The 13,246-nt window shown below is 71.7% G+C and carries 12 protein-coding genes; 10 read left to right on the top strand and 2 right to left on the bottom strand.

The features are described from left to right. Together OHT01_RS14885 and OHT01_RS14880 are read left to right on the top strand one after the other, a co-directional pair. Positions 1-987, top strand: coding sequence for an ABC transporter ATP-binding protein (locus OHT01_RS14885; RefSeq protein WP_328553633.1), 987 nt, complete (start codon positions 1-3; stop codon positions 985-987). Next, complete coding sequence (locus tag OHT01_RS14880) at positions 968-2,029, top strand: ABC transporter ATP-binding protein (RefSeq protein ID WP_328553632.1); 1,062 nt, start codon at positions 968-970, stop codon at positions 2,027-2,029. The genes OHT01_RS14885 and OHT01_RS14880 overlap by 20 nt, the downstream gene beginning before the upstream one ends. A gap of 149 nt (positions 2,030-2,178) precedes the next feature. Here the strand turns inward: OHT01_RS14880 and OHT01_RS14875 are convergent, their stop codons facing one another. Next, the gene (locus tag OHT01_RS14875) at positions 2,179-4,308 is read right to left on the bottom strand and encodes a S9 family peptidase (RefSeq protein ID WP_328553631.1); all 2,130 of its coding nucleotides are present in this window, start codon (positions 4,306-4,308) and stop codon (positions 2,179-2,181) included. A 188-nt stretch (positions 4,309-4,496) separates the two neighbouring features. Here OHT01_RS14875 and OHT01_RS14870 point away from each other — a divergent pair, with 188 nt between their 5' ends. The 8 genes from OHT01_RS14870 (at position 4,497) to OHT01_RS14835 (ending at position 12,372) form a co-directional block, all read left to right on the top strand. Then, positions 4,497-4,691, top strand: a complete 195-nt coding sequence (locus OHT01_RS14870) for a hypothetical protein (RefSeq protein ID WP_328553630.1) — start codon at positions 4,497-4,499, stop codon at positions 4,689-4,691. 128 nt (positions 4,692-4,819) lie between these two features. After that, on the top strand, positions 4,820-5,704 hold the full coding sequence (gene mshB, locus OHT01_RS14865) for an N-acetyl-1-D-myo-inositol-2-amino-2-deoxy-alpha-D-glucopyranoside deacetylase (protein WP_328553629.1): 885 nt from the start codon (positions 4,820-4,822) through the stop codon (positions 5,702-5,704). A 46-nt stretch (positions 5,705-5,750) separates the two neighbouring features. Further along, on the top strand, positions 5,751-6,176 hold the full coding sequence (locus tag OHT01_RS14860) for a DUF6113 family protein (RefSeq protein WP_328553628.1): 426 nt from the start codon (positions 5,751-5,753) through the stop codon (positions 6,174-6,176). A gap of 160 nt (positions 6,177-6,336) precedes the next feature. Further along, entirely contained in the window at positions 6,337-8,556 is a 2,220-nt protein-coding gene (locus tag OHT01_RS14855) for a hypothetical protein (protein WP_328553627.1), read from the top strand. Between the two features lie 216 nt (positions 8,557-8,772). Continuing rightward, the gene (locus tag OHT01_RS14850) at positions 8,773-9,795 is read left to right on the top strand and encodes an ABC transporter ATP-binding protein (protein WP_328553626.1); all 1,023 of its coding nucleotides are present in this window, start codon (positions 8,773-8,775) and stop codon (positions 9,793-9,795) included. Further along, positions 9,792-10,532, top strand: a complete 741-nt coding sequence (locus OHT01_RS14845; protein WP_328553625.1) for an ABC transporter permease — start codon at positions 9,792-9,794, stop codon at positions 10,530-10,532. The genes OHT01_RS14850 and OHT01_RS14845 overlap by 4 nt, the downstream gene beginning before the upstream one ends. A 5-nt stretch (positions 10,533-10,537) precedes the next feature. Continuing rightward, positions 10,538-11,761, top strand: a complete 1,224-nt coding sequence (locus tag OHT01_RS14840) for a sensor histidine kinase (RefSeq protein WP_328558123.1) — start codon at positions 10,538-10,540, stop codon at positions 11,759-11,761. Next, complete coding sequence (locus OHT01_RS14835; protein WP_328553624.1) at positions 11,758-12,372, top strand: response regulator transcription factor; 615 nt, start codon at positions 11,758-11,760, stop codon at positions 12,370-12,372. The genes OHT01_RS14840 and OHT01_RS14835 overlap by 4 nt, the downstream gene beginning before the upstream one ends. A 21-nt stretch (positions 12,373-12,393) precedes the next feature. Here OHT01_RS14835 and OHT01_RS14830 read toward each other — a convergent pair whose 3' ends face one another. Further along, a complete protein-coding gene (locus tag OHT01_RS14830) occupies positions 12,394-13,245 on the bottom strand; it encodes a transglutaminase-like domain-containing protein (protein WP_328553623.1) in 852 nt (283 codons plus the stop codon). Position 13,246: the final 1 nt, after the last annotated feature.

The following is a 13,246-nucleotide window of genomic DNA, read 5'->3' as shown; positions in this document are numbered from 1 at the left end:
GTGCTGCTCGAAGTGCGCGATCTGCAGGTGGAGTTCAGGACCCGGGACGGGGTCGCCAAGGCCGTCAACGGGGTCACCTACAGCGTCGACGAGGGCGAGACGCTCGCCGTGCTCGGCGAGTCCGGCTCCGGCAAGTCGGTGACCGCCCAGGCGGTCATGGGCATTCTCGACATGCCGCCCGGGAAGATCACCGGTGGCGAGATCCTCTTCCAGGGCAAGGACCTGCTGAAGTTCAAGGAGGAGGAGCGGCGCAAGGTGCGGGGCGCCGAGATGGCGATGATCTTCCAGGACGCGCTGTCCTCCCTGAACCCCGTGATCACCGTCGGCGACCAGCTCGGCGAGATGTTCACCGTGCACCGGGGGATGTCACGCAAGGACGCCCGCGCCAAGGCGATCGAGCTGATGGAGCACGTGCGCATCCCGGCCGCCGCCGAGCGGGTGCGCGACTATCCGCACCAGTTCTCCGGCGGTATGCGCCAGCGCATCATGATCGCCATGGCGCTGGCCCTGGAGCCCGCCCTGATCATCGCCGACGAACCGACCACCGCGCTCGACGTCACCGTGCAGGCCCAGGTCATGGACCTGCTCGCCGAGTTGCAGCGCGAGCTCAACATGGGACTCATCCTCATCACCCACGACCTCGGCGTCGTCGCGGACGTCGCCGACCGGATCGCGGTGATGTACGCGGGCCGGATCGTGGAGACGGCCCCGGTCCACGACATCTACAAGGCCCCCGCCCATCCCTACACGAAGGGGCTGCTGAAATCGATCCCCCGGCTCGACCAGAAGGGCCAGGAGCTGTACGCGATCAAGGGACTGCCGCCCAACCTGATGCACATCCCGCCGGGCTGCGCCTTCAACCCGCGCTGCCCGATGGCCCAGGACATCTGCCGCAGCGAGGTGCCGCCGCTCGCGGAGGTCGACGCGGACCGCAGGAGCGCCTGCTTCTTCTGGAGGGAGTGCCTCGATGACACAAGCAGCAACTGAGCCGCTGCTGGAGGTCAGCGGACTGGTCAAGCACTACCCGCTCACCCAGGGCATCCTGTTCAAGAAGAAGGTCGGGGCGGTCAAGGCCGTGGACGGCGTCGACTTCCACCTCGGCCGCGGCGAGACCCTCGGCATCGTCGGCGAGTCCGGCTGCGGCAAGTCGACGGTCGCCAGGATGCTGGTCAACCTGGAGAAGCCGACCGAGGGCTCGATCAAGTACAAGGGCGAGGACATCACCCGGCTGACCGGCAAGGCGCTGAAGGCCGTACGCCGCAACATCCAGATGGTGTTCCAGGACCCGTACACCTCCCTCAACCCGCGGATGACCGTCGGCGACATCATCGGGGAGCCCTACGACATCCACCCCGAGGTCGCGCCGAAGGGCGACCGGCGGCGCAGGGTCCAGGACCTGCTGGACGTGGTCGGCCTCAACCCGGAGTACATCAACCGCTATCCGCACCAGTTCTCCGGCGGCCAGCGTCAGCGCATCGGCATCGCGCGGGGCCTGGCGCTGCGGCCCGAGATCATCGTCGCCGACGAACCGGTCTCCGCGCTGGACGTCTCCGTGCAGGCGCAGGTGATCAACCTGCTGGACAAGCTCCAGTCCGAGTTCGACCTCAGCTATGTCTTCATCGCGCACGACCTGTCGATCGTGCGGCACATCTCGGACCGGATCGGGGTGATGTACCTCGGGCGGATCGTGGAGACCGGCAGGGACATCGAGATCTACGACCATCCGACGCACCCGTACACCCAGGCGCTGCTCTCCGCCGTTCCCGTGCCGGACCCGGAGGCCCGGGAGCACCGGGAGCGGATCATCCTCCACGGGGACGTGCCCTCGCCCGCGAACGTCCCGTCCGGCTGCCGGTTCCGCACCCGCTGCTGGAAGGCGCAGGAGCGCTGCACGCTGGAGGTGCCGCTGCTCGCGGTGCCGGCCGAGTTCCGGCTCGCCGCCGGTCCGGCCGCCCACGACTCGGCCTGTCACTTCGCGGAGGAGAAGCAGGTCGTTCCCCCGGAGGAGCCGACCGACGGGGTTGCATAACATCACAAATGTGAGCGAACTTCGTTAACACGCAAGCAACTTGGCGGAAGCGGTACCGATATACGGACGCGCCAAGGTGAACACCGTACGGCCGTGCGGGTGCCGTAAACGAGCCGGGGTGCGCCATGTCACCCCGGCTCGTTGCCGTGTCAGCCCAGACCGAGAGCGCGCCGCAGGAAGTCCACCTGGAGCAGGAGCAGGTTCTCGGCGACCGTCTCCTGCGGGGTCATGTGGGTGACCCCCGAGAGCGGCAGCACCTCGTGCGGGCGGCCGGCGGCCAGCAGCGCCGAGGACAGCCGCAGGGAGTGCGCCACCACCACGTTGTCGTCCGCGAGGCCGTGCACGATCATCAGCGGCCGGTGCGGTTCGGCGGGCGCGGAGAGCCCCTCGTCGGTGACCAGCGAGTTCTTCGCGTACGTCGCCGGGCTCGCCGCCGGATCGCCGAGGTACCGCTCCGTGTAGTGGGTGTCGTACAGCCGCCAGTCCGCGACCGGGGCGCCCGCGATGCCCGCGTGGAAGACGTCGGGGCGGCGCAGCACGGCGAGCCCCGCGAGCCAGCCGCCGTACGACCAGCCGCGGATCGCCACCCGGGACAGGTCGAGCGGGAACCGCTCGGCGAGACCGTGCAGCGCCTCCACCTGGTCGTCCAGGGAGAGCGTGAGGTCGTCGCGGATCGCCTTCTCCCAGGCGGGGGAGCGCCCCGGGGTGCCGCGGCCGTCGGCGACGACCACCGCGAAGCCCTGGTCGGCGAACCACTGCGAGGTGAGGTGGGCGTTGTGCGCGGCCAGCACGCGGGGCCCGTGCGGACCGCCGTAGGGGTCCAGCAGGACCGGTAGGGGAGTGTCGCCGTCGTAGTCGGTAGGCATAAGCACGGCGCATGGGATTTTCTGTGCGCCCCCCTGTGTGAGCGTCACGCGCGGGGACAAACCGGGGTGTTCGGCATAGGAGGGGATGGTCGCGATCGGCTTTCCCGCGCGCAGCACCTGTACCTGGGCGCCCGGCTGATCGAGCACCGACGACACCAGCACGGTCACGCCCCCGGCGCGAACCGCCGAGTGCACGCCCGGCTCCTGCGAGACGCGCTCCAGGCCGAGTTCGTTCACCCGGTACACATGCACTTCGCCGGTTTCCGGGTCGTTCGCGCCCTCGCCCGCCGAAGCCGCGATCAGCACGTCGTCGGCCGAGACGTCGAGCACCGCCCGGACATGCAACTGGGCTCCGGTCAGCGGGCGTTCACCGAACGCCAGGACTCGCGCGCCGCCCTCGTCGGCGATCCTGACGAGCTGTCCGCCGGGGCTCCAGCACGGCACTCCGGGGAAAAGATCAAGCCAAGTTGGATCTTCGTCCGCGTGCACCATCCGAGTCGTCCCGGAATCCGGGTCCACGGCCAGGAACAACTGGCTGCGCTGGTCCCGCGCCTGCACCAGAAGCAGCGGCGCACCCGCCGCTGACCAGTGCGCATGGGCCAGATACGGGTACCGCGCCCGGTCCCAGGAGACCTCCGTGCGGACCCCGTCGAGCCCGAACACGAAGAGCCGGACCTCCGCGTTGGCGCTTCCGGCCGCCGGGTAGGCGACCCGCTGCGGCTCCGCTTCCGGGTGCACCGGATCGGAGATCCACCAGCGCTGTACGGGCGTGTCGTCGACCCGGGCGACGAGCAGCCGGTCTCCTTCGGGTGACCACCAGAAGCCGCGTGAACGCCCCATCTCCTCGGCCGCGATGAACTCGGCCGTTCCATAGGAAACCGATCCGGGCGCCGCGACGGGCTCCGGCTCCGCGACCACCCGGTCGCCCTCGCCCTCGGCCCCGACGACCCGCAGCGCGCCCCCGTGGACGTACGCCACGAGCGTGCCGTCGGGAGAGGGGCGCGGGTCGATCACCGGTCCGGGGACCGGGAGTTCACGTGCCGTGCCGGCCCGCAGCTCCGCCGTGAACAGCCGTCCTGACAAGGTGAAACAGGCCAACTCGGCGGCTGCGTCCGTGGCATAGCCCACGATTCCCGCGCCGCCCTCGCGGCTGCGTTCGCGGCGCGCCCGCTCCTCCTGGGAGAGGTGCTCGGTGGCGCCGCCGAGCAGCGCCGCGGGGTCGGCCGCCACCCGTTCCCGGCCCTCCGCCACATCGAGGACCCACAGTTGATGCGCCCGCTCCGTACCGGAGGCGGACCGCAGGAACACCACACGGGAGCCGTCGGGGGACACGGTGAACGCGCGCGGCGCGCCGGAGGTGAACCGCTGGGTGCGGGCGTACCGACGCGGGAAGGAGAGAGGCTCGGTCGTCATGCCTCGACCATATTGGCCATGCGCCCCCTTGTGCGGCCGTGCGCCGATCGATGCGCGCGTACGGATAGTTATGATCACTAGCGCTGCGTGGGTAGGAACCTGCTGGCTGCTGCAAGGATTTACCGACCCCCCCATGTCCGACCCCGTACCGGACCCCAGGTCCCTGGGAACTTTGGAGGTGAGCCGCCGTGGCACTCTCGATTTCGGCGGTGGTGCTGCTGGCGATCATCGTCTTTCTTCTGATCAAGAAGTCAGGACTGAAAGGCGGGCACGCGGTCGTCTGCATGCTGCTCGGCTTCTATCTCGCCTCCTCGACGATCGCGCCCACGATCAGCAACCTGACCACGAACATCGCGGGGATGATCGGCAGCATCAAGTTCTGACCCGTGGGAGCGCCGGCGGGGACGACACCCGGGCCCGGGGCCCGGCTCCCGTTCCCCGCCTGCCCTGTCCGGCTCCCTCGAAACCACGGGGACTCGGGACGGGCTCCGGGGCCTCGTAGGGTGGGGCCATGACGGAACTGCCCGACCGGCGTCTGCTCCTGGTGCACGCGCATCCGGACGACGAGTCGATCAACAACGGCGCGACCATGGCCCGGTACGCGGCCGAGGGCGCCCAGGTGACGCTGGTGACCTGCACCCTCGGCGAGGAGGGTGAGGTCATCCCGCCCGAACTCGCCCATCTCGCCCCCGACCGTGACGGTGGACTCGGCCCGTACCGGACGGGTGAGCTGAGCGCCGCCATGAAGGAACTGGGTGTCGCCGACCACCGCTTCCTGGGCGGCCCCGGCCGGTTCCGCGACTCCGGGATGATGGGTGTCGAGCAGAACCACCGCGCGGGCGCCTTCTGGGCCGCGGACCTCGACGAGGCCGCCGACTGCCTCGTGGAGGTGATCCGCGAGGTACGACCCCAGGTGCTCGTCACCTATGACCCCGAGGGGGGTTATGGGCACCCCGACCACATCCAGGCCCACCGCGTGGCCATGCGCGCCGCCGAACTGGCCGCCCGGCCCACCCACCGCCCCGACCTCGGCGACGCCTGGCGGATCACCAAGACCTACTGGAACCGCGTGCCGCGCCCCGTCGCCGAGGACGCGTTCGCCCGGCTGCGCGACGCCCTCCCGGAACTCCCGTTCGACCGGGCGGCCGCCGTCGACGACGTACCGGGCGTGGTCGACGAGGCGACGATCACCACCGAGATCGACGGAACCGCGTACGCCGCGGCCAAGGCCGCCGCGATGCGGGCGCACGCCACCCAGATCACCGTGGACGGGCCCTGGTTCGTCCTCTCGAACGAGCTGGCGCAGCCGCTCTTCACCACCGAGTACTACGAATTGGCCGACGCCCGGCGGCCCGCGACCCGTGAGACGGACCTCTTCGAGGGGATCGACCGATGACGGGCGCGGCGACGACGAGGGCGACCTGTCGAGGGGCGGATCTGTGATGAGTACGAACGGACAGCGCGGTGGCGCGAGCATGCTCGCCCAGCCGCTGACCCGGCCCTCGGGCGGGCGGATCGCCGCCTACCTGGGGCTCTTCCTGCTCGGTGCCGTGGTCGGGGTCGCCGGCGCGCTGGTGCAGCCGGGCTGGTTCCCGTTCGGGCTGCTGCTCGCGCTGGCGGGTGCGGCCGGACTGTTCCTGGGCGGCGCGCGGGCCACCGAGTCCCGGGCCGGCGCCGTGGCCCCCGCGGCCGGCTGGATGGTCGCCGTCGTCCTGCTCACCGCCAGCCGCCCGGAAGGGGACTTCCTCTTCGGCGCGGGGGTCGTCTCGTACCTCTTCCTGCTCGGAGGCATGGCGCTGGCTGTGATGTGCGCCACCCTCGGTCAGGGGCGGCAACCAGGCCCTTCCGATGCCCGACTTGGCAAGTGACGTACCACTTCGCCGTATCGGTCCCGCGCGGGTCCTGTGCGAGATTCCTGCACGGGCGAGGTTTGCGGGTCGTACATGGCCAGTATGGTGGTGCGCGCCGCCGAGCTGCCCGAGATGAGGTCGAGTAAACGGGCGGCGGAGCCAACCGGGAGAACCTGCCTTGAGTCGTGAAACTGACAGTTCGTCCTCCGGGCCCAACGGGCGCGGTGGAGCCGCGTACCCGTCGGGGACGCCGCCGTACGGAACCCCTATGGCCTCCGAAGGCGGTGCCGACGCGGGCCGTTCGGCCGCCGGCAAGCCGCCGGAGGAGCGCAAGACCGAGACCACGCTGACGACCCGGATCCGGATCAACATCCCCGGGTCGCGGCCCATCCCGCCCGTGGTCGTCCGTACCCCCGTCGCCGACACCGACGCGTCCCCCGAGGGCGGCGACGGCGCGCGCACCGGGACCCACCGGGCGCCGCAGGGCATGAGTTCGCCCGCGGGCGCCCCGGCCCCGGCGGACACCGCCCCGGCCCCGTCCGCACCGGCACCCGCGACACCGCAGGGGGACCAGCCCGCGGCGGCCGAGGAGAAGACGAGCGACTGGTTCGCGCCCCGTAAGGCCGGCGCGCCCCCCAAGGGCGGACCGGGAGGCGGCTCGACCAATGGGGCGGGCCTGCCCGGCGGTTCGGTTCCCAACGGCGCCGGCGGCAGCGGTGGCACCAACGGCTCGGCGGGCACGCAGGGCGCGGGACGGCCGATGACGTCCAACGGCGCCGGCCCGCTGGGCATCACCGGCGGCGTCCGGCCCGGCGGTACGAACGGTGCCGGGCTCCCCGGTGCCACCGGCGCCGGACCCGTGGCCCCCGGCCACGGCGGCGGCACGGGCTCCTTCGACGTCTCCGGCGCGCTGCGCGACACCGGCTCCTTCCCGGCCATCGGTGCGGCCGGCGGATCCGGCGGGTCCGCCGGGTCCGGAGAACCGCGCCGCGACGACCTCCCGTACTTCTCCGAGGGCGGCAGGGGCGGCCCGGCCGGTCCGACCACCGGTCCCACCACCGGTGACGGCCCGCTGGCGCCTCCGGCCGGCGCGGGCGCGGCGCCCGGCAGCCTGGCCGCGTCGCGCGGCCCGGGACCCGGCAACCGGAACACCGGCCAGGGATACCCCGGCACCGGCTCGCGCGGCGGCCTCAGCGGCGGTCTCAGCGACGACACCGCGATCCTCACCCCGCAGAAGCCGGCGCCCTCCCCGGGACCCGGTGGCTACGGCGCCCCCGCGGAGAACGTCTCCGGGCACACACTGACCAGTGGCATCCCCGTCGTGACACCCAGCCAGAACTTCGCGTTCGAGGCCGGGGAGGGCAACGACGGACCCCGGTCGCACACCCCGCCGAAGCTGCCCGAGCCGGTCCGCCAGCCGTCCGCCTCCGCGCAGCAGACGAAGAAGAAAAAGGGCCGCAACAAGCCGGCGCTCCTCGGCTTCCTCGTCGTGGTCCTCGGCGGCGGCGCCTACGGGGCGGGTCTGCTCATGAACCACTCGGACGTGCCCAAGGGCACCACCGTGCTCGGCGTCGACATCGGCGGCGGCACCCGGGACGACGCCGTCAAGAAGCTCGACGACGCCTTCGGCACGCGGACGAACAAGCCGATCACCCTGTCCGTCGACGGCGACACCGTCCAGCTCAGGCCCGACCAGGCCGGACTCCAGCTCGACAGCCAGGCCACCGTCCGCGCCGCCGCCGGCAGCGACTACAACCCGATCTCGGTGATCGGCTCGCTGTTCGGCCAGGAGCGCGTGGTCGAGCCCGTCATGCCGGTCGACAAGGAGAAGCTGCAGGCCGCCCTGGAGCGCGCCGCCGGCGGCGCCGGTTCGGCGAACGACGGCACGATCAAGTTCCAGCCGGGCAAGGCCGTCGCCGTCTACGGCAAGGCGGGCAAGGGCATCGACGCCGAAGCGTCCATCCAGGCCGTCGAGGACGCCTACCGCGCCCAGGTGGAGACCAACGCCACGACCCCGGTGAAGGTCGCCACCACGACCCGTCAGCCGACGATCGCCAGGGACGAGGTGGACCGGAAGATGTCGACGTTCGCGACGGTCGCCATGTCGGCGAACATCACCATCCGTACGGACGCCAGCCACTACATCCCCTTCAGCCCGCAGAAGTCCATCTGGAAGTTCCTGAGCGTCCGGCCGATCCAGGGCAAGCTCGTGGAGCACTACGACCTCAACGTGCTCCAGTCGCTGTACGGCCATGCCTTCGACGGTGTGACGATCACCAGGGGCGACGGCAGCAAGAAGGCCGTGAGCCCGGCGGACGTGGCCTCCGCCGTCGGCCGGGCGCTCGTCGGGAAGACGACCGCCGCCCGTGACGTGACCATCCCGACCAACCCCAACTAGGGCGCACCGCGCGCGGAGGGCACCCGGCCGAGTTCTCATCGGCCGGGTGCCCTCTTGCCGTGGCACACGCATCCCCCGGGCACGGAACCGATCCGCCGCGCGCCACGGGCGACCTCGCCCGAGGGGCACGGGCGCGGTCGGCATGACATCTGTCATCCGCGACCCAGGACACACCGCACTGCCGCGGACGCCCCCTCCTCCCTCACGATGGACGACATGACAACGACTGCGGCGACCACCACCACATCGGTGGTCCGGTTCGAATCGGTGACGAAGAGCTACGGGGACGTCCGGGCCGTGGACGGCCTGACGCTCGACCTGCACCCCGGCGAGACCGTGGCCCTCCTCGGCCCCAACGGCGCGGGCAAGTCGACCACGCTGGACCTGCTGCTCGGCCTCAAGAACGCCGACAGCGGGACGGTCCGGGTGTTCGGCACCGGCCCGCGCGAGGCGATCGTGGCCGGCCGGGTGGGCGCCATGCTCCAGAGCGGCGGACTCATGGACGAGGTAACCGTCGGTGAACTGGTCAAGCTCGCCTGCGATCTGCACCCGAAGCCGTACCGCGCCGGTGACGTCCTCACCCGCGCCGGCATCACCCAGATCGCCGACCGCAAGGTCAACAAGCTCTCCGGCGGCCAGGCACAGCGCGTCCGCTTCGCCCTCGCCACGGCCGGCGACAGCGACCTGATCGTCCTCGACGAGCCCACCACCGGCATGGACGTCTCCGCCCGGCAGGCCTTCTGGGCCACCATGCGCGAGCAGGCCGACCAGGGCCGTACGGTCCTGTTCGCCACGCACTACCTGGAGGAGGCCGACGCCATAGCGGACCGGGTGCTCGTCCTGCACCGGGGACGGCTGCTGGCCGACGGCACCGCCGCCGAGATCAAGGCCAAGGCCGGCGCCCGCCGCGTCGCGTTCGACCTGGAGGGCGCGATCGACGAGGCCCCGCTGCGCGCGCTGCCGTTCCTCACCTCGATCACTGTGTCCAAAAGCGGCTCCGCCGCGGGGTCCGGGCAGACCGTCCGCATCCAGTCCTCCGACGCGGACGCCACCGTCCACGCGCTGTACGGGCTCGGGGTCTACCCCCGCAACCTCGAAGTCGCCGGGCTCGGCCTGGAGCAGGCCTTCGTCGCCATCACCGCCGCCGAGGAGGCCACCCTCGCGGCGGCCGCGGAGGCCACCCGCGCTCCGGCCTCACAGGCCACCCGCACCGCCGCCGAGGAGGCCACGTCCAAGTGAACAGTCTCATCAAGCTGGAGATCACCCGCGCCCTGCGCAACCGGAAGTTCCTGTTCTTCTCGGTGATCTACCCCTCGGCCCTGTTCCTGCTGATCGCCGGCAGCGCCGACAGCACCACCAAGGTGCCCGGCACCGGCCTCACCCTGCCGACCTTCTTCATGGTCTCCATGGCCTCCTTCGGCGCCCTGACGGCCGTCCTGATGGGCAACAGCGAACGCATCGCGAAGGAGCGGGAGAGCGGCTGGGTACGGCAGTTGAGGCTCACCACGCTGCCGGGCCGCGGCTATGTGTTCGCCAAGACGGCCAGCGCCGCCGTGATCAGCCTGCCGTCGATCGTGATCGTCTTCGTGGTCGCGGCGGTGGTGAAGGACGTACGCCTGGACGCCTGGCAGTGGCTCGCGCTCACCGGCGTGATCTGGGCCGGCAGCCTCGTCTTCGCCGCGCTCGGCGTCGCCATCGGCTATCTCGCGAGCGGGGACGCGGTCCGTCCGATCACGATGATCGTCTACTTCGGTCTGTCGATGCTCGGCGGCCTGTGGATGCCGACGACCACCTTCCCCGACTGGCTGCAGGACATAGCGAAGTGGCTGCCCACGCACGCGTACGCTGCCCTGGGGCAGGCCATCGAACTGGGCAACGCCCCGCACGCGAAGGACATCGCGATCCTCGCCGTCTCCTTCGCCGTCTTCGCGGGCGGCGCGGCCTGGCTGTACCGGAAGGACACGCTGAAGGCGTGAGTGCCATGACGGAAGACCCGCTGCCCGACGGGGCCCGCACGGACCGGATCGTGAGGATGGGAGAGTCCCCGCGCAACCTCCGCGAGGCCCTGCGCAAGTCGGTGTGGATCGTCATCTGGCTGGTGTTCCTCAGCTCGCCGGTCCAGGACCTCGTCTCCGGCCACCACACGTCCGCGGCCACCGCGGCCGGCTGGGTGGGCCTCGCGGCCTTCGTCGCGGTCTATCTGATGCTGGTCTTCCGGCACATGGGCAAGGCGTTCACGGGCTCCCTGGCCGTCACCCTCATGGTGATCGCCCTCGGCGCGCTGGCCGTCGTCCTGTGCCTGACGCTCGGGGCGCCCTGGCTCGGCCTGTTCGTCTACGTCTCGGTCGCCTGCGGGACGACGTTCCCGCTGCGCGTCTCGTACTGGACCATCCCGCTGACCGCCGTCGTGATGCTGCTCGTCGGCCTGCACGGCGGCGAGCGGGACGCCCGCAACCTCGTCCTGCTCGTCGTCCTCATCGGATTCGCGATGACCGGCGTACGGCAGCTTGTCCGCACGACGGTGGAGCTGCGCAAGGCGCGGGCCACCGTCGCCCAGCTCGCCGCGAACGAGGAGCGCCTGCGGCTCGCCCGGGACCTGCACGACCTGCTCGGCCACTCCCTCTCGCTGATCACGCTGAAGAGCGAACTGGCCGGGCGGATGCTCCCCGACCACCCCGACAAGGCGGCCCAGCAGGTCGCCGACATCGAACAGGTCAGCCGCCAGGCCCTGGTGGACGTGCGCGAGGCGGTCACCGGCTACCGGCGGCCCCGGCTGGCCGGTGAACTCGCGGGCGCCCAGGTCGCGTTGACCGCGGCGGACGTGGTGGCCGACCTGCCGGCCGAACCCGATCTCGACGGTGTTCCCGAGGAGTGCGAGTCCGCGCTGGCCTGGGCGCTGCGTGAGGCGGTCACCAACGTCGTACGGCACAGCGACGCCCGGCGCTGCTCGGTGGAACTCGTCCGGCGCCAGACCCTGGACGGCCCGGTGCTCGAACTGACGGTGCAGGACGACGGCTCGGGCGGCTCCTCGGGCGCCGTCCACGGCAACGGTCTGACGGGCCTGACCGAACGCCTGGAGAAGGCGGGCGGATCACTGGAGGCGGGACGCGTCCGGCGTGGATTCCGACTGGTCGCACGGGCGCCCCTGGCGGACGACCGGGCCTCCGCGGACACGGCGGACGACCCCGTAGGATCCGGTGCATGAGCCGCACGATCAAGGTCCTGCTCGCCGAGGACCAGTCGATGGTCCGCGAGGCGCTGGCCGCCCTGCTGGGACTGGAGCCGGACATCGAGGTCGTCGCCCAAGTGGCCCGCGGCGACGAGGTGCTGGCGGCGGCCCGCACCCATGACGTGGATGTGGCGCTCCTCGACATCGAGATGCCGGGCATGACGGGGATAGAGGCCGCGGCCGAACTCCACCAGGAGTTCCCCGCCCTCAAGCTGGTCATCCTCACGACCTTCGGCCGCCCCGGGTATCTCCGCAGCGCCATGGAGTCCGGCGCCGACGCCTTCCTGGTCAAGGACGCCCCCGCGGCCCAGCTCGCCGCGGCCGTACGCAAGGTGCTGGCCGGCGAGCGGGTCATCGACCCCACCCTCGCGGCCGCCGCCCTGGCCGGGGGCGCCAACCCCCTCACCGACCGTGAGCGCGAGATCCTCCGCGCCGCCGCCGACGGCTCCACCAACGCCGAACTGGCCAAGGCCCTCCACCTCTCCCAGGGCACCGTCCGCAACTACCTCTCGACCGCGATCCAGAAACTCGCGGTACGCAACCGGGCGGAGGCGGTACGGATCGCGCGGGAGAAGGGATGGCTGTGAGCGGCACGGCCGGCCGGTGCCTCAGTTGAGCATCGCCCGTGCCGCGTGGGCCTGTTGGCGTACTCGGGCCGCGGCCGGTTCGTCCACGGCCGCCACCACGTCCGCGTACGCGTCGAGTTCACCGGCTCCGGTCAGGAAGTCGCCGCGCTGGACGAGGAGTTGGGCCCGCTCGTAGCGCAGGCGCGCCGGGTGCGAGGGCAGCAGCAGGGAGAGGTCCACCGACCACAGGGCCACGTCGGAGCGTTCGGGGCGGGCGGCGGCCCAGGCACGGATGTTGTTCAGGACGCGCACCACGACGTCGAGCGGGTCGGCGGGGGTGAGCATCGCCGGGTCGAGCGGAGCGCCGGTCGCGCCCGCGACGAGGAGTTCCGCGTCGGCGCCCGTCAGCACGCGCCCGCCGTCGAAGGGATCGGCCAGCACCTGCTGTTCGGGCGGTCCGAAACCCACCACGAAATGACCGGGCAGCGCGACCCCGTAGACCGGCGCCCCGGCCCGCCGGGCGACCTCCATCCACACCACCGAGAGCAGGATGGGCAGCCCGCGCCGCCGTCGCAGCACCGTGTGCAGCAGGGAGGACTCCAGCCGCTGGTAGTCACCCGGCGTGCCCCGGAATCCGCAGCGCCCGCCGAGGAGTTCGGCCAGCGCGGTCGCCCAGGAGCGGGGACCGTCCGGCCGGAAGGGCAGCCGGCCCGCCAGGTCGTCCAGCTCGATCTGCGCCGCGTCCGTCCCGGCCTCGTCCAGCGTCCTGTCCGCCGCGGCGCCGATCAGCAGGCACAGCGCCGCCAGATCGGGCCGCTCGGCCCGCGCCTCGTCGGCGAACCGCCGCCGTACCTCGTCGGCTCGCTCCGGCTGCGGTGGCTCGGGGGAACGCATG

The organism is Streptomyces sp. NBC_00358 (genome assembly GCF_036099295.1).
Classification (GTDB): Bacteria; Actinomycetota; Actinomycetes; order Streptomycetales; family Streptomycetaceae; genus Streptomyces.
Note: the sequence above shows the minus strand (reverse complement) of the source record. Positions and strands in the feature narration are given on the sequence as shown.

Coding starts and splice junctions, on each gene's coding strand:
- OHT01_RS14880 (WP_328553632.1), top strand. CDS start 968: ATGACACAAGCAGCAACTGAGCCGCTGCTGGAGGTCAGCGGACTGGTC.
- OHT01_RS14875 (WP_328553631.1), bottom strand. CDS start 4,308: ATGACGACCGAGCCTCTCTCCTTCCCGCGTCGGTACGCCCGCACCCAG.
- mshB (WP_328553629.1), top strand. CDS start 4,820: ATGACGGAACTGCCCGACCGGCGTCTGCTCCTGGTGCACGCGCATCCG.
- OHT01_RS14860 (WP_328553628.1), top strand. CDS start 5,751: ATGAGTACGAACGGACAGCGCGGTGGCGCGAGCATGCTCGCCCAGCCG.
- OHT01_RS14850 (WP_328553626.1), top strand. CDS start 8,773: ATGACAACGACTGCGGCGACCACCACCACATCGGTGGTCCGGTTCGAA.
- OHT01_RS14840 (WP_328558123.1), top strand. CDS start 10,538: ATGACGGAAGACCCGCTGCCCGACGGGGCCCGCACGGACCGGATCGTG.
- OHT01_RS14835 (WP_328553624.1), top strand. CDS start 11,758: ATGAGCCGCACGATCAAGGTCCTGCTCGCCGAGGACCAGTCGATGGTC.
- OHT01_RS14830 (WP_328553623.1), bottom strand. CDS start 13,245: ATGCGTTCCCCCGAGCCACCGCAGCCGGAGCGAGCCGACGAGGTACGG.